This is a genomic window from Streptacidiphilus jiangxiensis, assembly GCF_900109465.1.
Lineage (GTDB): Bacteria > Actinomycetota > Actinomycetes > Streptomycetales > Streptomycetaceae > Streptacidiphilus > Streptacidiphilus jiangxiensis.
The window spans coordinates 17,817-37,721 of the sequence record NZ_FOAZ01000039.1 but is presented as its reverse complement, the minus strand read 5'-3'; the positions used below and the strand labels follow the sequence as shown (position 1 = coordinate 37,721).

20 protein-coding genes and 2 pseudogenes are annotated in these 19,905 nt (G+C 72.4%); 5 read left to right on the top strand and 17 right to left on the bottom strand.

Translation table 11 applies throughout. The annotated features are described in order from the left end of the window. Window positions 1-120 precede the first annotated feature (120 nt). On the top strand, window positions 121-930 hold the full coding sequence (locus BMY61_RS40500; RefSeq protein WP_236655936.1) for a DUF2127 domain-containing protein: 810 nt from the start codon (window positions 121-123) through the stop codon (window positions 928-930). On the opposite strand, the gene BMY61_RS40495 is transcribed toward BMY61_RS40500, so the two are convergent. After that, window positions 923-1,636: an SDR family oxidoreductase gene (locus tag BMY61_RS40495; RefSeq protein ID WP_042444937.1), complete on the bottom strand. Its 714-nt coding sequence runs from the start codon at window positions 1,634-1,636 to the stop codon at window positions 923-925. The two genes, BMY61_RS40500 and BMY61_RS40495, sit on opposite strands and share 8 nt — an antisense overlap. Window positions 1,637-1,747: 111 nt before the next feature. On the opposite strand from BMY61_RS40495, the gene BMY61_RS40490 reads away from it, so the two are divergent. Then, entirely contained in the window at window positions 1,748-2,587 is an 840-nt protein-coding gene (locus BMY61_RS40490; protein WP_042445201.1) for a helix-turn-helix domain-containing protein, read from the top strand. Between the two features lie 234 nt (window positions 2,588-2,821). Here the strand turns inward: BMY61_RS40490 and BMY61_RS40485 are convergent, their stop codons facing one another. Further along, window positions 2,822-3,670, bottom strand: a complete 849-nt coding sequence (locus BMY61_RS40485; protein WP_236655937.1) for a GNAT family N-acetyltransferase — start codon at window positions 3,668-3,670, stop codon at window positions 2,822-2,824. 204 nt (window positions 3,671-3,874) lie between these two features. Further along, window positions 3,875-4,870 (bottom strand): aldo/keto reductase, encoded by a 996-nt coding sequence (locus BMY61_RS40480; RefSeq protein WP_042444939.1) that lies wholly within the window; start codon window positions 4,868-4,870, stop codon window positions 3,875-3,877. A gap of 466 nt (window positions 4,871-5,336) precedes the next feature. Between BMY61_RS40480 and BMY61_RS40470 the strand changes: the two are divergent. After that, window positions 5,337-6,448: pseudogene (locus BMY61_RS40470) on the top strand (IS630 family transposase). Window positions 6,449-6,464: 16 nt separating this feature from the next. Here the strand turns inward: BMY61_RS40470 and BMY61_RS40465 are convergent. From BMY61_RS40465 to BMY61_RS40415, 12 genes and pseudogenes are all read right to left on the bottom strand, one after another. Next, window positions 6,465-6,899 (bottom strand): hypothetical protein, encoded by a 435-nt coding sequence (locus BMY61_RS40465; RefSeq protein ID WP_042444941.1) that lies wholly within the window; start codon window positions 6,897-6,899, stop codon window positions 6,465-6,467. A 34-nt stretch (window positions 6,900-6,933) separates the two neighbouring features. Next, on the bottom strand, window positions 6,934-7,461 hold the full coding sequence (locus BMY61_RS40460; RefSeq protein ID WP_143094765.1) for a hypothetical protein: 528 nt from the start codon (window positions 7,459-7,461) through the stop codon (window positions 6,934-6,936). 138 nt (window positions 7,462-7,599) lie between these two features. After that, window positions 7,600-8,433, bottom strand: a complete 834-nt coding sequence (locus tag BMY61_RS40455) for a hypothetical protein (protein WP_143094764.1) — start codon at window positions 8,431-8,433, stop codon at window positions 7,600-7,602. A 242-nt stretch (window positions 8,434-8,675) separates the two neighbouring features. Then, window positions 8,676-9,041: a DUF3099 domain-containing protein gene (locus BMY61_RS40450; protein WP_042444945.1), complete on the bottom strand. Its 366-nt coding sequence runs from the start codon at window positions 9,039-9,041 to the stop codon at window positions 8,676-8,678. 236 nt (window positions 9,042-9,277) lie between these two features. Further along, a pseudogene (locus tag BMY61_RS48180) lies at window positions 9,278-9,385 on the bottom strand (RNA-guided endonuclease TnpB family protein); the annotation flags it as partial. A gap of 20 nt (window positions 9,386-9,405) precedes the next feature. Beyond that, entirely contained in the window at window positions 9,406-9,927 is a 522-nt protein-coding gene (locus BMY61_RS40445; protein WP_042444947.1) for a DinB family protein, read from the bottom strand. 103 nt (window positions 9,928-10,030) lie between these two features. Next, entirely contained in the window at window positions 10,031-10,639 is a 609-nt protein-coding gene (locus tag BMY61_RS40440) for an SHOCT domain-containing protein (RefSeq protein WP_042444948.1), read from the bottom strand. 229 nt (window positions 10,640-10,868) lie between these two features. Next, entirely contained in the window at window positions 10,869-11,510 is a 642-nt protein-coding gene (locus BMY61_RS40435; RefSeq protein ID WP_042444950.1) for a hypothetical protein, read from the bottom strand. A 114-nt stretch (window positions 11,511-11,624) separates the two neighbouring features. After that, window positions 11,625-13,841 carry a SpoIIE family protein phosphatase gene (locus BMY61_RS40430; RefSeq protein ID WP_042445204.1) on the bottom strand — a complete coding sequence of 739 codons (2,217 nt, stop codon included), beginning with the start codon at window positions 13,839-13,841 and terminating at the stop codon, window positions 11,625-11,627. A gap of 114 nt (window positions 13,842-13,955) precedes the next feature. Beyond that, window positions 13,956-15,194 carry a PP2C family protein-serine/threonine phosphatase gene (locus tag BMY61_RS40425; RefSeq protein ID WP_143094763.1) on the bottom strand — a complete coding sequence of 413 codons (1,239 nt, stop codon included), beginning with the start codon at window positions 15,192-15,194 and terminating at the stop codon, window positions 13,956-13,958. A gap of 96 nt (window positions 15,195-15,290) precedes the next feature. Further along, window positions 15,291-16,805 (bottom strand): sensor histidine kinase, encoded by a 1,515-nt coding sequence (locus BMY61_RS40420; RefSeq protein ID WP_342342555.1) that lies wholly within the window; start codon window positions 16,803-16,805, stop codon window positions 15,291-15,293. Beyond that, window positions 16,802-17,071: a response regulator transcription factor gene (locus tag BMY61_RS40415; protein WP_042444952.1), complete on the bottom strand. Its 270-nt coding sequence runs from the start codon at window positions 17,069-17,071 to the stop codon at window positions 16,802-16,804. Before BMY61_RS40415 ends, BMY61_RS40420 begins: the two co-directional genes overlap by 4 nt. A gap of 364 nt (window positions 17,072-17,435) precedes the next feature. On the opposite strand from BMY61_RS40415, the gene BMY61_RS40410 reads away from it, so the two are divergent. Next, window positions 17,436-17,984, top strand: coding sequence for a hypothetical protein (locus BMY61_RS40410; protein ID WP_042444954.1), 549 nt, complete (start codon window positions 17,436-17,438; stop codon window positions 17,982-17,984). Between the two features lie 86 nt (window positions 17,985-18,070). On the opposite strand, the gene BMY61_RS40405 is transcribed toward BMY61_RS40410, so the two are convergent. Beyond that, window positions 18,071-18,475, bottom strand: coding sequence for a nuclear transport factor 2 family protein (locus BMY61_RS40405; protein WP_052438528.1), 405 nt, complete (start codon window positions 18,473-18,475; stop codon window positions 18,071-18,073). Between the two features lie 137 nt (window positions 18,476-18,612). Between BMY61_RS40405 and BMY61_RS40400 the strand changes: the two genes are divergently transcribed. After that, entirely contained in the window at window positions 18,613-19,461 is an 849-nt protein-coding gene (locus BMY61_RS40400) for a MerR family transcriptional regulator (protein WP_042444956.1), read from the top strand. 61 nt (window positions 19,462-19,522) lie between these two features. On the opposite strand, the gene BMY61_RS40395 is transcribed toward BMY61_RS40400, so the two are convergent. After that, the gene (locus BMY61_RS40395) at window positions 19,523-19,903 is read right to left on the bottom strand and encodes an Imm32 family immunity protein (protein WP_042444958.1); all 381 of its coding nucleotides are present in this window, start codon (window positions 19,901-19,903) and stop codon (window positions 19,523-19,525) included. Between the last annotated feature and the right edge of the window lie 2 nt (window positions 19,904-19,905).

Here is a 19,905-nt window from a genome sequence, read left to right as displayed (position 1 = left end):
CCGGGCCCGCCGCGCGGGTGGGCGATTTCACGGCGTGTCGGCCTGTCCGACGCCGTCGGGCGGGTAGACGCCAGGGAGCACAGGCATGACGAGAGGGCGTGGATCATGGCGCGGCACCGGTTGAACCTCGAGCTCCTGACCTGCGCCGCCCAGGGGCACGCCCTGCCCGACCCGGCGGACGTCGACGAACGGACCGCGCCGCAGCTGGTGCGCCGAACCGGTGACGGGCTGCGCTGGAGCCGGTGCCTGCGCTGCGACGCGTGGCTGCCGTCCGCCGATGCCCGCCCGTCGGGCCGGGCGCCCGGCCGCGCGCCGGGTGGACCACATCCGCCGCCGGTGGTCGTGCCCGAGCGCGGCCGGGCCCTGCGGGACCGCTACGTGCTACGGCTGATCGCGTTGGACCGGTTGCTGCACTTCCTGCTGCTGGGCACGGCCGCCGTGGTGGTGCTGCTGTTCACCGTGGACCGCGCGCGCCTGTCGGGCCCGTTCTATCGCGTGGTCGACGCCCTGCAGAACGGGGTGGGCGGTGTCGGCGCACGGCCGGGCACCGGCGTGGCGGGGGAACTGGAGAAGGCGTTCGCCGTCGCGTCCACCAAGCTGTGGCTGCTGGGCATCGTGCTGGCGGCGTACGCGGTGCTGGAGGGGGTGGAGGCGGTCGGGCTGTGGTTGGCCCGCCGGTGGGCGGAGTACCTGACCCTGGTCGCCACCACGGTCCTGCTGATCCCCGAGGTGTGGGAGCTGACCCACCGGGTCACGGTGTTCAAGGTGACCGCCCTGGTCGTCAATGTCGCTGTCGTGGTCTACCTCCTGTACGCCAAGCGCCTCTTCGGCCTGCGCGGCGGGCTGGCGGCGCAACAGCGGGAACGTGAACGCGACATGAGCTGGGAGGCGCTCGAACGGGCCTTCCCCCACCACCCGACGGTCAGGTGAAGCGGTGTCCTCCGTCGACGTGGAGGACGGTGCCGGTCATGAAGCTGTTGTGCATCACGGAGGAGAACGCCTGGGCGATGTCGTCGGGTGTGCCGACCCGGCGGGCCGGGAGCCGCTCGGCCAGGTCGGCGAAGGCCGCCTGCTTGTCCATGCCGAGCTGGTCCCAGAGGGAGGTGTCCACCCAGCCCGGGGAGATCACGTTGACCCGCACCGGCGCCAGTTCGATCGCCAGACCGCAGGCGAGCGACGCGAGCGCGCCGTTGGCCGCGGACATGATCGTGTTGGAGCCGTTCGGGCGGTAGGCGTTGATGCCGGAGGTGTACGTGATCGACTGCTTGACCCGTCCGTCGGCGTACTTGCCCACCAGCCAGGCGCCGAGCAGCTTCGTCGCCACGACGTCCCGGGCGGTCGCGGTGGCGACGTCGGCGGTCCGGCCGTAGACGCCGGTCGCGTCGGCGGCGGTGACCGCGACGTGGTCCACCTCCTCGACGCGGGCGAAGAGCGCGGCCACGTCCTCCTCCCGTCCGATGTCGGCCACGAAGGTGTCGACGCCGCCGGGCCCGAGGGGTTCCAGTCGTGCCCGGGCGGCCGCGAGCCTGTCGGCGGAGCGGCCGACGACGGTCACGTGCGTGCCCTCGGCGAGCAGGGTCCGGGCCAGGGCGAGGCCCATGCCGGAGCCGCCGCCGATGATGATCGCGTTTGTCATGCCTCGAGGCTGCACCCCCGGACGGCGCCCAGGGAGGCCGACCGGATCCTGGGTGCGACACGGCCACCCGGGAGCGGGCCGACCGATGGCAGACTCGGGCCTGTGAACGCGATGGCCAGCTTTCTGCGGACCCGGCGCGGGCAGATCGGTCCCGCTGACGTGGGACTGCCCACCGGGCCCGGCGCCCGGCGCACTCCCGGCCTGCGCCGGGAGGAGCTCGCCGCGCTGGCGGGCGTGAGCGTGGACTACTACGTCCGCATCGAGCAGGGGCGGGAGACCGCGCCGAGCGACGCGGTCCTGGGCGCGCTGGCGCGCGTGCTGCGCCTGAGTGCCGACGAGCACGCCCACCTGCTCGGCCTGGCCGACCAGCTGGCCGGGCGGACACCACGCCGCCGCCCGGCCGAGCAGCGACCCGCCGCCGGCCTGCTGCTGCTCCTGGATTCGGTCCGGCCGAGCCCGGCGTACGTCCTCGACGAGGTCAACAACGTGCTCGCCGCGAATGCGGAGGGACTCGCGCTGCTGCCGGGCCTGGGTGACTGGCCGACCGGGCGGCGCAACACGATCCGCTACACCTTCCTGCACCCGGCCGCCCGCACCGTGTTCGCCGACTGGGAGCGGGTGGCCCGCAACAGCGTCGCGCACCTGCACACCGCCGAGCTGACCTCGCCGGGGCCGACCGCCGAGCTGGCCGACGAACTGTCGTCGGCGAGCGCCGAGTTCGCCGCCCTGTGGCGTCGCCAGGAGGTGTGGGTCAAGCGCGCGGGCCGGACTGCGTTCCAGCACCCCACGATCGGCGCGGTCACCCTCGGCATCGAGGTGCTGACCGCAGGCGGCGACGGTCAGCGGCTGCTGATCTACCAGGCTGCACCCGGCACGGCTGAGCACGACGCGTTGGTCCTGCTGGCGATGACCGCGCAGGGCGCAGGCGCCAGGTCGACCCCTTCGGACTGACCCCCTTGCCCGGCGGCCCACTTCGCGCCTCACGTCGTGGCGCGGACGGCCTGTCGGTCGTGCTGTGGTGCGGGCCGGGCCGGGCAGGGCCGGGCAGGGCCGGAGGTGGCTCGTGCGAACACCCCTTGCGGTCAAGGGGAAGGCACATGTCAGCCGGCGCCAGGGCCGTCCTGCACGACGCCACCGTGCGCCCGTTGCCACGTCACGGGGCCCGGGTCCCTGGAGCCGGATGCGCTACTCGGCAGGCTCGGCGACCAGCGCGGTGGCGACACGCCTGAAGCCGAGTCGGGCATAGATTCGGGCGACGTCATCGTCGCCTGCCGACAAGAAGACGGTCTCCACGCCTCGCGATCGGGCGTCCGCCACCAGGGCCGCGGTGACCGCGAGCCCAAGACCACGACGGCGTGCGGTGGGCAGCGTCCCGACACCGACGATCTCGCTGACCGCGCCGACCGGCTGATGCTGACCCGCGCACAGCGCCGTCCCACCGTCGACCGCTGCGGCAACCGAGGTCAGACCCGCCCCGATCCGTGCCACCACAAGGTCCACCGACCCGTCGCCTGCTCGGGCGCGCACAGCTTCCGCGAGTTCGACGACTCCCGCAGAGCCGATATCGGTTCCGGGCTCCGCGAAGGCAAGGTGCGGCACGGCCAGTGCGCTCGCCAGCGCCGGATCATCCGGACCCATGATCCGCACCGACGACTCGACGGACAACTCCTCCGCCGTGGGCACCGGCACGCCAGGGTCAAGCACCATCAAGGGGTACTCGTGAACCACAAGCCCCGAGTCCTCGATCACGGCCCGGAGCGCAGGCGTGATCTCGGCGATCCACTCGAAACTCTCCGGGATCCCGAGTTCGCGCTGGCGGGCGCGGACCCGGGCGACATCGGCGGCACTTGCCTCACCGGACCATCCCTGGGCCGGACGTGCGTAGAACGGCCACCCCTGGCCCTCCCGCACGAACACTGTCAGCGGCCCGAAGTCCTCGGCCCGGGCACCATGGCGCGGCACCGCGTCGTAGTAACGCTCGAGGCGGTCCAGCAGGGCCCGCTCGGGGCGATCATCAAGTGCCGTAGAAGTCACGCGGAGCATCCAAACACCAGATCGCCAACCACCGCCACCTCATTGCGACTCGTCCGTGAACCACCACTGCGCGCCCCGTTGGGGCGCCGCTGATGCGTGCGGCCGGCGCCGCACGGTGCCGTCTTCGCGGCCGACGTTTTCGCGACCGGCGGTCCGGCTCGCAGGTCTGAGGCGGAGGCGTGCGCGACCGACGAACGAACCGGCTCAGGTCCAGGGCAGTGCCGCGCGGGTGTGCCAGTACGCCTCGGGGGCTTCGGCGAGCGGAGCCAGCTCGGCCAGGTCGTCCACGCCGAGGGCGAGCCCGGCCGCCGTGAGGTTGGAGGACAGCTGCTGCACGGTGGCTGCACCGGACAGCACGACGTCCGCCCAGGGCTGGGCGGCGGCCGCGGCGAGAGCGACCGCGTCCAGGGAGGCGTCCGTGCGGGCGGCGACGGTGCGCAGAACGGCCGTGTCGGGGCCGGTGGCGTTGCGGTCGGCGAGCCGACCGTTGGCCATGGCCTCCTTCACCACGACCAGCCATCCGGCCTCGTGCGCCTCCGCAAGTGCCTGCGCTGCGGAGGGTTCGAGCGGGTTCCAGGTGGCCTGCACGGCCGCGAACAGCGGCCGCCCGTCCACGGTGACGCGCAGCGCGGCTCGCAGGGCGCGGGCCTGCTCCGGCCCGCTGGTGGACAGCCCGACCCGGACGCCTTCGGCGGCCAGTTTCGCGAGGCGGGTGTGCAGGGCCGGGTCGGTGAGGGCGGGGCTGTCGGGGGTGACGGAGTGGATCAGGTACACGTCCAGGTGACGGCCCAGCCGGGCCCGGGTCTCGGCGATCTGACGGTCGAACACCGCAGCCGAGTGCTCCTTCACCTCGTGCGCGGCCACGCCCGAGGTACGCCAGTCGGCGGTGTAGGTGTAGCCCCACTTGCTGCCCACCACCACCTCGGCGGCGGCCTCGGGGCGGGCTGTCAGCCACGCGCCGAGGAACTCCTCGGCGCGTCCGTAGGAGCGGGCCGTGTCGAAGTAGCGCACGCCTGCGCCATAGGCGCTGTCGAGCAGCGCGTGCGTGCGCTCGCGCAGCGCCGCGACGGTCCGCTCGGCCGGAAGGTCGTTCTCCCGCCCGAGCGTGATGTAGCCGGGGCGCCCGACAGCGGCTGTGCCCAGGCCGAACTTCCGGACGGGCGGGTCGACAAAACGGTCAGCGAACGGCGCGGCGGCCATGCAGGTTCCTCTCGGCAGATCCGTCGGACGCACACCGAATGTATCCGTGAGCGGCGGCGCACCGCCGGACGCGGCCGGGGTTCTCCAGGTGAGGGCACACGGTCCGCATATTCGGTGCCGGGCCCGGATACGCCTACTGCACCTCGCGAAGGACCAGGAGCTCGTCACACCTCTGCGACACGACGCCGACGAGATCCGAGGACGCGCCGGCCCTGGCCCGGCAGATGAAGGACTTCTGCTCCCCCTGCGCCAAGGACACAGAGAGCACCTGGCTCGAGCACCAGGCAATCTTCACCTGCACCGTGTGCGCTCCGCCGGGGACCTGCGTCAGGCACAGCTCCCCTCGTCGCAGCCGCCCGACTCGGGATCCGTCGATGTAGTGCTCTGACCACATAGGTTCGCCGGGGTGGTCGTTTCGGCGGTTGGATGTGCGGTGACGTCCGCTGATCCGACCGTTGGGGGTGTGGTGGCAGAGTCTGTCCGTGTCCAGAGGTTGACTGACCCGGAAGGGCAGAAGCTGCAGCAGATCGTGCGCCGGGGTAGCACCAGTTCGGTGCGGTTCCGGCGGGCGATGATGCTGCTGGCCTCGGTCGCTGGGAACCGGGTCCCGGTGATCGCCCAGTTGGTGCAGGCCGACGAGGACACCGTCCGCGACGTGATCCACAAGTTCAACGAGATCGGCCTGGCCAGCCTGGACCCTCGCTGGGCGGGAGGCCGTCCCCGCCTACTCAGTCCTGACGACGAGGACTTCGTCGTCCAGACGGCCACCACCCGCCCGACCAAGCTGGGGCAGCCCTTCACCCGCTGGTCCATCCGCAAACTTGCCGCCTACCTCCGCCGCGTGCACGGCCGCGTGATCCGGATCGGCCGTGAAGCGTTACGGTGCCTGCTCGCCCGCCGAGGCGTCACCTTCCAACACACCAAGGCCTGGAAGGAGTCACCGGATCCTGAGCGCGACACCAAGCTCGACCGTATCGAGCACGTTGTGCACCGCTTTCCCGGCCGCGTCTTCGCGTTCGATGAGTTTGGCCCGCTCGGCATCCGCCCCACCGACGGCTTCGGCTGGGTCCATGTCGGTCACCCCGAGCGGCACCCCGCGACCTACCACCGCACCCACGGCGTCCGCTACTTCCACGGGTGCTACTCGATCGGCGACGACACGCTGTGGGGCGTCAACCGTCGCAAGAAGGGCGCCAACAACACGCTGGCCGCGCTCAGGTCGATCGCGCGGCTCGCCCGGACGGCGCCCCGATCTACGTCATTCTGGACAACCTGTCCGCCCACACGGGCGAGACCATCCGGCGCTGGGCGAGGAAGAACCGGGTCGAGCTGTGCTTTACCCCGACCTACGCCTCCTGGGCCAATCCGATCGAGGCCCACTTCGGACCGCTGCGGCAGTTCACCATCGCCAACTCCAACCACCCCGTCCAGACCAGGGCCCTGCACGCCTACCTGCGCTGGCGCAACAAGAACGCCCGGCATCCCGACGTCCTCGCCGCCCAGCGGCGCGAACGGGCCCGCGTCCGCAGAGAGAAAGGCATCCGATGGGGCGGACGCCCCATCGGTGAAGCAGCGTGATTTCAGGTCTCAGGTCTCAGGTCTGGGGTTCGCTCCGAAGGTCAGCGAAGCCGGTTTCGATGTCGCCGCGGAAGGTGAGGGCTTCTTCGCCGATGCCGAGGGCAGCGAGCAGGATGTCGAGGGCCGTGTCGACATCAGTCTGGGCGCGGCTGACCCAGACGAAGACATCGGGGCAAGGGTTGCCCTCCAGTCGGCTGAGCGCAAAGTCGATCTTCTGGATGCGGAACATCGCCGCATCCACCGCACCCAGGTCCTCCCAACCTCGTTCGATGTTCAACCGCAGCCGTGCGGCGAGAACGTCCAGCGATGGCGACAGGCCGGCAACCAGCCGGAAGGAGCTCGCCGCGTACTCCCACATGCTGGCCTGGAATGCCGGGTTTCGCTTGCCGCCCTGGTACTCCGGCGCGCGTTCCCAGTCCGACTCCGGTCCAGGAACCTCAACCTCTGCCATGCGTCCTCCCGACCCGGCGCTGAGCTGTGACGCCTCACCTTAGAAGCTCGGCTCCTGGCGTCACGTATCGCCAACCCGGTGAACGTATGCGGTCACAGCCGAAGACGTGGTAGCGACGCATCTGGGCGTACGAGTCCTCTTCGTCGCGCATCACCGAGATCCGGGACGATGCGGTCGCGGCCTGGGCCCTGGCGGTCCCTTCCGGCACCCAGGTGCTCCGCCCGGCAGGGTCCACGCCGGCTCCCACCTGCGCCGGCCCGCGCACGAGCAGCGCGGGCCGACCGGTGAAGGCAATGGAGAGCTGACCGAGCAGGCCGAGCAGGAAGACACCGAGGCCTGCCGTAGCCACACCCAGGGCGATGGGCCCGGCGTGGGAGCTGCTTCCCACGCCGGGCCCCATGGCCACCGCGCCCGCGAGTACGACCGAGATGCCGCTCAAGCAGAGCGCTCCTGGGATCGGAGCGCTCTCCACCCTCTGTCGTTGCTCGGGCGTCAGCACTGCGCGCACCGACAGCAGGACGAAGATCAGGGAGCCAGCCATGGCGATCCAGGTGGACTTCATGACAACCGGCCCCCTGTCCGCCATCACGTTCTTCGCGACGCTCCTCGTGAGGACGCCAGCGAGCAACCTACCGCTGCACTCGCGGCGGCCACGACCGCGTCGCCGTCCAGGGCTGGTCAGCGGCTGTCCGCCGCAGGGTCAGCGCTGGGCGCGGTTGCGCCAGTACGTGAACTGTTCGACGGGCTCGCCGTGGTAGGACCAGGGCCATGCCACCACGGTGGTTCCGATCTGCTGGAACAACGGCGCCGCGTCGGCGACGCGTCCGGCCTGGACGAGTGCGTAGGCGAGCAGGTTGAGGTCGGCCAGGGCGGCGGCGTGGCGCAGGAAGCCGGGCCCGGTCCAGGAGCGAAGGGCGCGGTCGAGGATGCCCGCGGCGTGGGGGCGGCGCCACCACATGTCGGCGAGGATGGCGTTGAGGCCGTCCCCGGCCGTGGCCCGGTGGAAGTCGCGTACGGCGGCGGTGAGTTCGAGTGCGGACGCGGGGGCGCCGTACGGCATGCGGGCCTGTTGGACGTCGACGAACTCGCGTGCCTGGCCGGGAGCTCCGCACTCCTCCGGCGACAGGTAGGCGAGGACCTGCAGGTGTGCCTCGCGGTTCCACGGGTCGCGCAGGACCAGGGCCCTCCAGACGTCGTTGACCTGCGGCGCGGGGGTGCGCATCAGCCGGAGCACGCCGAGCAGCGCCACCAGCGGGAGGGGCTCCTGCGGTCGTGCCTCATGCGCCTGGTAGCAGGCCCGCACTGCCTCCGGCAGTTCCGTCGCGGGTTCGCCGCGGCGTACCCGCACCGTGGCCACACAGGCGCTGAAGACCATCGCGTCCACGCTGCGCGGTCGGCGCAGCCGCCAGGAGCGGTCGAAGTCGAAGTCCGCGGTCGCCTGGGCGAGCACGGAGAGCCGGTGCCAGCGCCGGTCCCAGTCGGTGTCCGCGGCTTTGATGAGGCGCTCGGCCGCTTCCACGTTGAAGTCCGTCATGCCGGGCATGGTGGAGGGTCCGAGCCCCTTGCAGAGCTTGCCCAAGTCGCTGTCGTCCAGTTCGGGTGCCAACCGTGGGGACGACCTGCGGCGTCCGAGAAGTGCCATGGCGCCGGATCTTAGCCACGCATCGGTTGGGCGATGATGACCCGGAATATAACGATTCGGTCCGTCCCGTCGAGGGCACTGGGACCCTTGCTGTCGCCCCTGAAAGTGGTGGCGGAGCCGCGCGCCCCGCTCGGTCACTCGCCTCGTCGCGGCGGTGGTGGGGAAGGCTGCGGGGGTTCCGGCGGGGGCTCCGGGGGCGGCCCCTTCGGGAGTCCGTGCGGCGGGTCCGGGGGAACGGGCGAGTCCATGGGTTCGCCCGAGCGCTCGTGCCCGGCGTTGGCGAACACGACGGCGATGTAGGGCAGGGTGCCGCCGGCCACGAGGGCGATGACGGCGGCGATGCGGTTCACCTGCCACAGGACGATCGCCAGGATCACGCAGACCGTGCGGATGCCCATGGTCAGGGCGTACCGGCGCTGGCGGTGGCGGATGTCCTCGGACAGCCCAGGGCGCGCGTCGGTGATACGCGCCGGAGTGACCTTGCGGGAACGGAACCGCATGCCCCCAACCTTTCACCCGGCCCAGGGATCCGCCAGGCGGGCCGAGCCGACTCGGCCGGCGCGGGTGCGCCTGGACGGGCAGGTGGGGGCAGGAGCGCCCCCGGCGCAGGTCCTGAGCCACCGGGTGCCGACGGAGGCAGAAGCGGGGCGCCGGGCGAGGTGCCGCGCCCTCGCCGCCGAGCCCACGGGCAGGGACCGCGGCTCTCAGGCCTGCTTCATCCCTTTCATCCCTGTGGTCCCAGACTGTCCCGGCGCACCCGCACCGAGGTCGGCTCCATCGGCAGGTCCCGCGACCGCACCACGGTCACGACGATGCCGCCCGCGAGGTGCAGGCGGCCGCCCTGAGGGCGGGAGCATCCTCCGGTCACTCGGAGACGTCGAAGCGGTGGTGGACGACGTCGTGGATCAGGTAGGGAGCGAAGGACTGCACGGTGAAGCGTGCGCCGTCGCTCCGGTTGCCCGTGCGCTGCCACCGGGCACCCTCGACACGGTCGAAGGCGATCGCCAACACCTCGGCAGCCTCGGCGAGTTCGGCCGAGACGCGGACCGGGTCCTGGGCGCCGTAGTTCTCGGCGACCGCTGTCTCGTCCTGGTCCCAGTTGGGGAACACGGGGTCGTCCTGGGTGAGCATCAGGTCCAGCCGCAGTGCGAACAGGCGGAAGACGTCCCGAACGTGACAGGCGTACTCCAGCTGCGACCACACGTCCGGCCTCGGCCGCTTCCGCAGCGCGGCCGCGTCGCCCGCGAGGAGCTCCACCCAGAAGGCGGCGTTGGCCCGCACCGTGCCGGCCACGTCCTCACGGGCGATGGCCGCGGTGTCGAGCCCGCAGTCGGCACAGGGGCGCTCGAGCACCCAGGTCCAGTCCTTGGTGTCAGGAATGATCATGTCGAGAGGATGGCCCGTCCCGGCCCGTCGTGGCGAGCGCCCGGCCCGCCAGCCTTCGTCAAGATGCTGCCAGGGCAGCGGGACGGGACCGACCGCCGCCGCCTCACCCCCGCGGGACGCGTGCCTTGGAACGCAGCGCGAGGAGCGCGGTGGCCAGGCCGACCAGCACGGCGGCGATCAGGAAGCCGAGCAGCATCGACAGGCCGAGGACGTTCCCGCTCTGCTCCTGCATCGAGAGCAGGTCCAGGCCGGTGACCTGCTGACCGACGGGCGCGCAGTAGAAGTGCGTGGAGCCCTGTGCGGAGCCGCCGTTGCTGTGGACCACGCCGCCGTTGGTGATGAGGTGCTGCCCGCCGGCGCACACGAACTGCGTCGTCCATCCGGCCGTAGAGGGTGCGACCTCGGCCACGACGAGCAGTGCGATGCCGAGCACGAAACCGACCACCACGGTGGCGATCAGGGCGAGGGTCCACCGCTTGGCGGCCGACATGCGGGCCGGTCCGGGCGCTTCCTGGGACTCCCGCTGCTGGGGGAACGGCGGTCGGGTGTCGAACATGGCCGGCGCCGGAACGGTCGGCTGCACCGGCGCCCCGCCCGCTGAACCGCGTTGCAGCAGTTGACGCTTCGCGTCCTCGAACTCCGTGTCGCTCAGATCACCGCGCCGATGCAACTCGGCGAGTCTTTCGAGGCTCTGTACCGGATCGTCCGTCATGTCCCCTCCGCATCATCCCCGTCGCGCATCCACGGCGCGACATCGCAGGCGACAGTGTGCTCGCCCGCCCGCACCCCGTCCAAGCCGACGATGTGCAGGCCGGAGGCGGTGCGTCGCGTCCGCGTGCGAACTTCTCGACCGTCGCGGGGGGCGCATCATGGTGGGCCCGGCGACCAGGCCTGACAGCGGCACCGCTGCCGTGAGCCTGTGCAGCCCCGGTCACCGTGTCTCAGCTCAGCACGGCCAGAACCCCCGAGGTCAGGAGCAGCAGGCCGAGCACACCCAGCCAGCCGCGGATCACACGGCGGCCGGGCAGTACGCGGCCGGCCCTGCGCTCGGGGAACCACCGGGCTGCCAGCACCCCGAGGCCGAGCGTCAGCGCGAAGGAGGCGAAGGCGAGGCACAGGGTGAGGCCGGCCAGGTCCTCGGAGAGACCGCCGAGCCCGATGACGGTGCAGTCGCCCGATCGGGTGCACCGCACGTCCACGACGGTGCCGAAGCGGTAGTGGGCACCCGCATCGTGCAGGCTCCAGGGCCCGGACGTGACGCCGCTGCGGCCCGGATCGCCCTCACCGGTGCAGTTGGTGACGGTGTTCTTGCCGGTGGAGGAGTCGGCGCAGGCCAACACCGTCATCCGCAGCTCCGGTCCCTCCCGCAGGCCGAGCTGGGTGCCGATGCCGCCGGCTGCCACCACCCCGCCCACGCTGGCCCCGATCCCGACGCCGAGCAGGACGACGAGGCCGAGGATCCCCGCCCAACCGAGCCTCGACGACGGCAGGGAGGGCCTGCCGCGACCCGTCGCCGGACGGTTCTGCTCCGGCCCCCTGCGCTGCTTCTGCCCGCCCCCGCGGACGCGCTTGCGCCCTGCCATCGACCGTCCCCCGTATCGCTGTCCGTCCCGCGCGGCGCTCCCACGCCGCGCACAACCTACCCGCTTCCCACCCCGGCCGGTCCGGCCCGGATCCAGGCGCCGTCAGCAGGCGTCTCACCCCACCAGATCCGCCGCCGACGCCGCGGCCGGGGTGGGGGCTTCGTGCAGTTCGAACCAGATGCACTTGCCGTCGCCGCGCGGCAGCACACCCCACTGGTCCGCGAGGATGTCCAGCAGCATCAGGCCGCGGCCGGAGGAGGACATCTCCCCCGGCGAGCGCCGGTGCGGCAGGTCGTCGCTGCTGTCCGCGACCTCGACCCGCAGGCGCCGCTGCGGCCGGGCCCCCCACACCTCGACGAGCAGGGCCGCGTCCCGGTCGGTGTGGACGAGGACGTTGGCGAGCAGTTCGGAGACCAGCAGCGTGCCGGCGTCGACCTGCTCGGGCTGCGCCCAGTCGTGGAGGACGCCGCGGATCTCCTGGCGGGCGTCGGCGAGGCGCTCCGGCTGGTCCTGACCGACGGTCAGGGCGATGCGCCGCTCGGGCCCGTCCGGTTCCGCGCCGGGCTGACCGGGCAGCGCGTCACGGCGCAGCAGGAGCAGGGCGATGTCGTCCTCGCGCCGGTCGGCGAGGTTGCCGGGCATGCGGTGGGAGGCGGGCCCGTGCACGGCGGTGATCAGGGCGTCGGCCATGCCCTCCAGGTCGTCGGCCGGTGCGGGCGACATCGCGTCGCGGACGCGGATCCAGCCCGTGTACCAGTCGTGGCCCCCGGTCTCGACCAGGCCGTCGGTACACAGCATCAGGATCTCGTCGGTCTGCAGCTGCATCCGGGTGACGGGGTAGTCGTCGCCGTCCGGCATCAGGCCGAGCGGAAGGCCGCCGTCGACGTGGCGCAGCAGGCAGGTGCCGTCGGGCAGACGCACGACGGGGTGGGGGTGACCGGCCCGGGCGATCTCCAACATGCCGGTTTCCGGGTCGGCCTCGATGTAGAGGCAGGTCGCGAAGCGGTCCTCGTCGATGCCGGCGAGGAATCGCGACGCGCGGGCCAGCACGGCGTCCGGGCGGTGCCCCTCGGCCGCGTAGGCGTGGACGGCGGTCCGCAGTTGGGCCATCAGGCCCGCCGCGTGGACGTCGTGCCCCTGGACGTCGCCGATCACGACGCCCAACCGCCCGTCGGGCAGGGTGATCACGTCGTACCAGTCGCCGCCGACCTGGAGTCCGCCGCCGGTGGGGACGTAGCGCGTGGCGACGCTGAGCCCCGCCTGAGGCGCCCCGGTGCGCATGCTGCGGGCCAGGCCGCGCGAGAGCGCGCGCTCGGACTCGTTGCTGTGCGCTCGTTCGAGCGCCTGGGAGAGCATGCGGGCGACGGTGCCCAGGACGGCGCGCTCGTCGGAGCTGAACGCGACGGGCTCGCTGAACGCGGCCAGCCACGCACCGGTCGTGCGTCCGGCGCCGGTCAGCGGCAGGACGGCCCAGGCCCGGCGTCCCTCGCCGGAGACCAGGGGCCACACCGCCGGGTAGCGCCGCCGGTAGTCCTGGGGCGAGGAGATGTAGACCGGACGTCCCGTCCGTGCGGCCTCCGCGGCGGGATGGGCGGTGTCCAGCGGCATCTGGAACGGTTCCTGCGCATGGGTGAGCCGGCCGTGGTGTCCCACGACGGTCAGCCGGTTGCCCTCGACTCCGAACACCGCCAGCTCGTCGGGGCTGAAGCCCGGCATGGCCAGTGACGCCGCGACGCGCAGGACGTCACTGGTCGTGGTCGCCTCGGCCAGGGCGCGCCCGGCGTCGAGGAGGAACGCCTCCCGGGAGCGCCGCAGCCGGGCCTCGGCCTGTGGCACACCCGCAGCCTGCCCGCCGGACAGCCCGGCGGTCTGCGCGGCGGTCTGCCCGGCCGTCTGCCCGGCCGGCAGCGGGGCGCGGTTCAGTGCCTCGATCTGCAGGCGTTCGGCGACCGGTTCGGACTCCTCCACCAGCGTGCCGCGGATCGCCCCGGTGGCATCCGCGGGCCCGGGCGCGAGCCGCGCCCACAGCGGCCGCGGCGGCCGGTCGGGGGCGGTGACGACGTGCACGGGCACGTCCATCGGTCGGCCCTCGGCGATCAGCAGCAGCGCGCTGGAACGCAGCACCACCATGTCCTCGGGCTGCACCCGGGCGCGCAGCTCCGCCTCGGTCAGCCGGGCGGGCTCCTGCGGCAGGCCGAGGAACCGCGCCGCGAGGGCGTCGACGGTCAGCGTGCGGGCGCGGGGGTCCCAGGTCCAGGTGCCGACGCGGGCCGCCTCCAGGACGTCGTCCGGAGGCGCCGGGAGGCTCCCGTCGGGGTGCTCGGTGCCCATGCGGTGGACCTTCACGGGTCGGGGACGGCGCCGCGGCGCCCGTGGATCAAGGCTAAGACCGACGCCGCCACCCCGCCCGGCACCGGGCCGTACGGCCCCACGGAAGCGTGCACCTCATGGAACCGTGTGGCCGGGGGCCGTGCGGCCGGGAACAGTGCGTCCGGGAACGGTGTCGCCGGGAGCCGTGTCGGCGCCTGCGGTCCGCCCGCCCGTCCGGCGGTCCTGGGCCGGGCGGGGCAGCGGGGAGGGCACGCGGTGGATCGCGATGACCGCCACGTCGTCGTCCAGGCGTCCGCCGCAGAACGCCGACAGATCCTCGCGCAGGCTCTGCAGCAGGTCGTCAGGCTTCTCGCGCGCCCAGGCCCGGAGGCGTTCGGCCAACGGGTAGAACGCGCCCAGCTCGTCCCGGGCCTCCACGACCCCGTCGGTGTAGAGCAGCAGGGTGTCGCCCGCGGTGAACTCGAAGACGTCCGTGCACTCGTCGCCGAGCTCCAGCACGTGCATGCCGAGCGGAGGAGCCGGGTCGGAGCTCTCCAGCACCCGTACCGTGCCGTCGTGGACCAGCAGCGGCGGAGGATGGCCGCAGCTGACGACCTCCACGACCGACTCGTGCTCGGGGATGTTGAGCAGCACGGCCGTGGTGAAGTGTTCCGAGGGGTGGGCGTAGTCCTCGGCGTAGTCGGCCAGGAAGCGGCCGACGCTGCGGTCCAGCGCGGCCGCCAGCTCCGGCAGGGTGCGGTGACTCGCCGCCGCCTCCCGGAACGCCCCGACCAGCAGGGCGGACTCGCCGACGGCGTTCAGGCCCTTGCCGCGCACGTCCCCGATGAGCACGCGCGCTCCGTAGCCGGTGCGGGTGGCGGTGAACAGGTCACCACCGATCCGGGCCTCCGCCGCGGCCGCCAGGTAGAACGAGGCGATCTGCAGGCCGCCGAGACGGCTGGGCAGTGGGCGCATCACCGCCTTCTGCGCCGTCTCCGACACCGAGCGCAACTGTTCGAACTGCCGGCGTCGCCGCTGGTACACCCGCGCGAACCACACCACCATGGTGGACAGCACCGTCAGCACGATGATCTGGACCGCCTCCTCGCGCCTGACCTCGAGGACGTCGAAGTGCACGGCGATGACGATCTGCGCACAGACGGCCAGCAGCGCGGTGACTGCGGTCAGCCACGGCCCTTCGATCATGGCCATCAGCAGCGGGGCGAGGATCAGCGCGGCCCCGTAGTGAACCCTGATCGGCGTCGTCAGGTCGACCGTCGTGATGACGATGATCAGCACGAACGGGACCGGCGTCAGCACATGACGTCGACGCCATGGGCGCCGACGCTCCCGGCCGCGTGTCTGCGCTCCCACATCCTCCACTGTGCTCCCCGGTCGCCCACTCAGCCAGGCGAGTGCCCAGCGCGGCAACGTCGGCCGCGACGCCCTACGGCGCGGTGCGGCGCGGCTTCAGCCGGATCCCCGGCGCGCGTCCGGCACGCGCAGCTCGAAGACCGTACGGCCGGGCGCGGAATCGACGCGGACGGAGCCGCCGTGGGCGGTGGCGACAGCGTGGACGATGGCGAGGCCCAGGCCCGTGGACCCGGTGGCACGGGAGCGGGCGCGGTCACCGCGGACGAAGCGTTCGAAGACGTGGGGCAGGAGGTCAGGGGGGATGCCGGGACCGGTGTCGGCGACGGTCAGGACCACCGCGTGGGGCTCGCTGCGCAGTCCGAGGGTCACCCGGGTCCCTGGCGGGGTGTGGCTGCGGGCGTTGGCCAGCAGGTTGGTGACGACCTGCCGCAGGCGGTCCTCGTCGCCGGTGACCTGGACCGGTTCCTCGGGCAGTTCCAACTGCCAGGTGTGGTCGGGTCCGGCGGCCCGGGCGTCACCGACGCAGTCGAGGGCGAGGCGGGAGAGGTCGGCCTCGGCCGCGGCCAGTGGGCGGCCCGCGTCCAGGCGGGCGAGCAGCAGCAGGTCCTCGACGATGGCGCCCATCCGCAGCGACTCCGCCTCGATGCGGCGCAGCGAGTGCCGCACCGGTTCCGGGGCCTGTTCGGACCGGCGCAGCGCGAGCTCCGCATGGCCGCGGATCGCCGCGAGAGGGGTGCGCAGTTCGTGGCTGGCGTCCGCGGCGAAGGCGCGCAGCCGCTCCTCGACGGCCTGGCGCTGGGCCAACGCGTGCTCGACATGGCCGAGCATGCGGTTGAGCGCGACACCGACGCGCCCCACCTCGGTGGAGGGGTCCTGGTCCGGCACCCGGGTGTCGAGCGCCACCTCGCCGCTGGCCAGCGGCAGCGCGCTGACCTGCTCGGCGGTCCGGGCGACCCGGTCCAGGGGCCGCAGCGTCAGGCGGACCCAGAAGGTGCCCGCCGCAGCGGTGACCGCGAACAGTGCGCCGAAGACGGCCAGCTCGACCACCAGGAGCTTGTGCACGGTGCTGTCGACCGGCTCCAGCGGCAGCCCGGTGACCAGGACGTCGCCGTCCTTGCCCGCCTGTGCGACCAGCCGGTACGCGCCGAGCCCGTCCAGATGGAGAGCGACCGGCGGGCCGCCGACCCGCAGCGCGGCGAACTGCGCGCTCTCTCGCTGCCCGAAGGCCGGCCGGTCGTCAGGGCCACCGAAGGCCCGGTCGTCCGGGTCGCCGTCGACCACACCGGCCGCGGTGATCCGACCGTTCTTCAACCGCACGCCGAGCGTGCCGACCGACTGGGCCCGGGTGTCGCCGCTCTGGCCGGGGTGTTCCAGGCTGAGCGCGTAACGGCCACCGCTTCGAGTGAGCTGCTGGTCGACCTGCGCCACCAGGAAGCGTTGCAGTTCGCAGATGGTGACCAGTCCGACGACCGTGCTCGCCAGGACCAGCAGGACCAGCAGTCCGGCGGTCAGCCGGGCGCGCAGGGTGCGGGGCAGGAACCGACCCGGTGGCCCCAGGGGCCGGCGCCTGCGAGGGCGCCGAGCGGGCAGGCGGAAGCGGTGCGGTTTCACGTCGTCGGAGCCTTGATCAGGTGGCCGGTCCCGCGGACCGTGTGGATGAACGGTGTGCGGCCCCTGCTCAGCACGCGGCGCGAGTTGCGCATCAGGTGGCGCAGCAGCGCGTACTCGGTCCGGGTGAGCTCGATGACCTCACTGCCGCAGGTCCCCTCGTGGGCGCGCTCGTCCACCACGCGGACGCGTCGTGGCCCGGTGGACTCGTCGTCCGTGACCAGGGTGTTCGTCGAGGCGGCACGGGTCGGCGCGAGGTTGTGCGGCATGCGGCCATTCTGGGGCGCGCCGGGCCACCCGAATGACCCGCTGTGAGCGGGCTGTGCGGTGCCGCTGCTGCCCCCGCGCCGGGGGAACTCCGACCGGAAGTCTCTGACCTGCAGAAACGTCGGCGCGTTCCGCTCATCAGGGCCGTCTCATTCACAGCCAACTGAGAGCCCCGGTACCGAACGGCCAGCCTTGGAGCGGGCCTGGCCCGCGGCACCGTGCCGCAGCTCCGTCGGCGGTACTGCGGGTGCCGCGGGTGCTGCGGGCGGCATCCATGATCACCATTTGGCCTCGATCCGGACGCGCGCCACACAGCCCCCGGGCCGCGATGCAACGCTCTGCGGACCACCACGAAGGGAATCCACCTTGCGCGCACCCGCCGGCGTCCTGCTCACCCTCGCCGCAGCCGTCCTGCTCTGCGGCTGCAACGGCGTCAGCAAGCCGGGGCCGCCGACCAGCCCGACCCCCGTCGGCTCCCACAGCCCGAACGCCGGCGCCACCCCCCGCAGCACGGCCACCGGCAGCACCGGCCGGCCCACCACGGGCAGCGTCCGCCAGCAGGTGTCCGCCTGGTGGTACGGCGGCGGCGAAGGCCGGCTCGGCTGGATCGGCACGGACCTGGGCGACGTCAACAACGACGCGAACACCGATCCCGCCAAGGTCGGCAGCGACTGCACCTCGCTCTCCACCGATGTCTCCGCCGCCCGCTCCTACGGGCCGGTCCCCGACGCACAGGCGCAACACCACCTGTCCGCCGTCCTCGACGCGTACCAACAGGCCGCCACCGACTGCAGGACCGGCGTCGCCACCAAGAACCCGGCCCTCATCACCAAGGCGGTGACGGACGGCAACGCGGCCTCCACCGAGCTGGACGCTGCGACCGCTCGGATCATGCGTGTCATCAACGGCGCCTGACTCCGGGCCGGGGATGACACTCCTCGACGACCAGGAACTGACCACGCCGCTCGGCTGACGTCGTGTACAGGGCCGCCCGACCGGGGCTACGCCTCGGGCAGCGGCTGGACGGTCAGGTGGTAGTCCTGCAGGATCCGGCCGTCGGTGTCCAGGACGAGGAAGACGCGGGCCGCCCAGGCCACCTCACCGGTTCGGGGGCCCCGGGCGTAGGTCAGCTGGATGGTGAGCTTCACGACGTCGTCGTGCACGGTGACATGGCCGTCGTGCGTGACGCGGTACTCACCGGAGGCGACGAAGAGGCCGTACGCCTCCCCCACCCGGGCCACCAGCCCGGCGTGTCCGCGGAACTGGACGCCCTCGACGAACTCCACGCCGTCGGGCGCCCACAGCTCGGCGACGGCGCGCTCGCGTGCGGCTGCGGACGGCTCGTTCCAGACGGCGAGGTAGCGCTGCACGATCCGGTCGACGTCGATGGCGGTGGTCTGCGACATGGCGGGTCAACTCCCTGGCTCGGTACGTGATCGGCGGGGTTCCGCCGTGTGCACCAGGCTGCCGTCGGCCGTCACGGGAGGGTCAACAGGACGGCCGCGCCGAACTCTCCCCCTACGGGAGGCCGCACAATCGACGGGTGACGAACCACCTGTCGATCGGCGACTTCTCCCGCGCCACCCACATGACCGTCAAGACCCTGCGCCACTACCACGACATCGGGCTGCTCGAACCCGTCGACGTCGATCCGCACACCGGCTACCGCCGCTACTCGGCGGGGCAGATCCCCACGGCCCAGGTGGTGCGCCGCTTCCGGGATCTCGGGATGCCCCTGGAGGAGATCCGGACCGTGCTGGCCACCTCCGACGTCCCCACGCGCAACCAGCACATCAGCGCCCACCTGCAGCGACTGGAGGAGGAGTTGGGCCGCACCCAACGGGCGGTGGCGGCCCTGCGCGACCTCCTGACCCCGCCCGCTGCCGGGGACTCCCCCGCGATCGAGCTGCGCAGCGTCGGCGAGGTCCCGGCTGCGGCGATCACGGCGACCGTCGAGGCTCAGGACGCCGGGGCGTGGTTCCAAGGCGCGCTCGGTGAGTTGTTCGCGACCGTGGCGGGTCAGAGCCTGCGGGAGTCCGGGCCGGCCGGTGGCGTCTACGCGGACGAGCTGTTCACTCTGCACCGGGGGCGGGCCACCGTGTTCGTGCCCTGCGAGGGCACGGTCCGGCCGGTCGGCCGGGTGGAGCCGCTGGTCGTGCCGGCGGCGGAGCTGGCCGTGCTCGAACACTGCGGGCCGCCGTCCGAAGTCGACCGCGCCTACGGCACACTGGCCGCGTACGTCGCCCGGCACGCGCTCATCGTCGACGGCCCGATCCGCGAGTACTACCTCGTCGGCCAGCGCCACACCTCCGACACCTCGCAGTGGCGCACGGAGGTCGGCTGGCCGGTCTTCCACACCGGGGTCACCGACGGCAGCCGGACCGCTTCTTGAGAGACCGACCATGCCTCTGACGAGGCACCGACGGGCGGTGCGTCAGGAGAAGGTGCGCTGCTCACTTCAGGAAGGCAATCACCAACGAGTCCGACTCCGGCGCAATGAAGTCGAATGTCGGTGAGTCGACATGGCAGTGATCGCCCGAGTCCGCCTCGGTGGCGAAGTTCTCAATGGTGTCGGCCAGGAGGTCGAGAGCTGCTCGCCCTCCCTGGATCCTCAGTGCCTGGCCGTCCGTGACGATCGAAGCGGTGTTGCACTCCGGCTCCTCACCGATCGCGATCTCGGACAGTGACCTCGCGTAGGGAAAGGGTTGCCGGTTCTCCACGAGATCGCAGCTTCCGGCCTTCTCGCGTAGCAGGTTCCCGAGAGCCAAGAGCCCTCGACGCGTCCCGGAGAGCTCGAGCTCCCTGGTCGCCCCGCTGTGCAGAACCTGCAACATCA

Bases quoted from the DNA above. Each gene is read 5' to 3' on its own strand.
- BMY61_RS40440 (WP_042444948.1), bottom strand. From the start codon at position 10,639: ATGACGGACGATCCGGTACAGAGCCTCGAAAGACTCGCCGAGTTGCAT.
- BMY61_RS40495 (WP_042444937.1), bottom strand. From the start codon at position 1,636: ATGACAAACGCGATCATCATCGGCGGCGGCTCCGGCATGGGCCTCGCC.
- BMY61_RS40490 (WP_042445201.1), top strand. From the start codon at position 1,748: ATGGCCAGCTTTCTGCGGACCCGGCGCGGGCAGATCGGTCCCGCTGAC.
- BMY61_RS40415 (WP_042444952.1), bottom strand. From the start codon at position 17,071: ATGCCGCACAACCTCGCGCCGACCCGTGCCGCCTCGACGAACACCCTG.
- BMY61_RS40405 (WP_052438528.1), bottom strand. From the start codon at position 18,475: ATGTCGCAGACCACCGCCATCGACGTCGACCGGATCGTGCAGCGCTAC.
- BMY61_RS40465 (WP_042444941.1), bottom strand. From the start codon at position 6,899: ATGGCAGAGGTTGAGGTTCCTGGACCGGAGTCGGACTGGGAACGCGCG.
- BMY61_RS40430 (WP_042445204.1), bottom strand. From the start codon at position 13,841: ATGGGCACCGAGCACCCCGACGGGAGCCTCCCGGCGCCTCCGGACGAC.
- BMY61_RS40450 (WP_042444945.1), bottom strand. From the start codon at position 9,041: ATGCGGTTCCGTTCCCGCAAGGTCACTCCGGCGCGTATCACCGACGCG.
- BMY61_RS40460 (WP_143094765.1), bottom strand. From the start codon at position 7,461: ATGAAGTCCACCTGGATCGCCATGGCTGGCTCCCTGATCTTCGTCCTG.
- BMY61_RS40435 (WP_042444950.1), bottom strand. From the start codon at position 11,510: ATGGCAGGGCGCAAGCGCGTCCGCGGGGGCGGGCAGAAGCAGCGCAGG.
- BMY61_RS40395 (WP_042444958.1), bottom strand. From the start codon at position 19,903: ATGTTGCAGGTTCTGCACAGCGGGGCGACCAGGGAGCTCGAGCTCTCC.
- BMY61_RS40480 (WP_042444939.1), bottom strand. From the start codon at position 4,870: ATGGCCGCCGCGCCGTTCGCTGACCGTTTTGTCGACCCGCCCGTCCGG.
- BMY61_RS40455 (WP_143094764.1), bottom strand. From the start codon at position 8,433: ATGACGGACTTCAACGTGGAAGCGGCCGAGCGCCTCATCAAAGCCGCG.
- BMY61_RS40445 (WP_042444947.1), bottom strand. From the start codon at position 9,927: ATGATCATTCCTGACACCAAGGACTGGACCTGGGTGCTCGAGCGCCCC.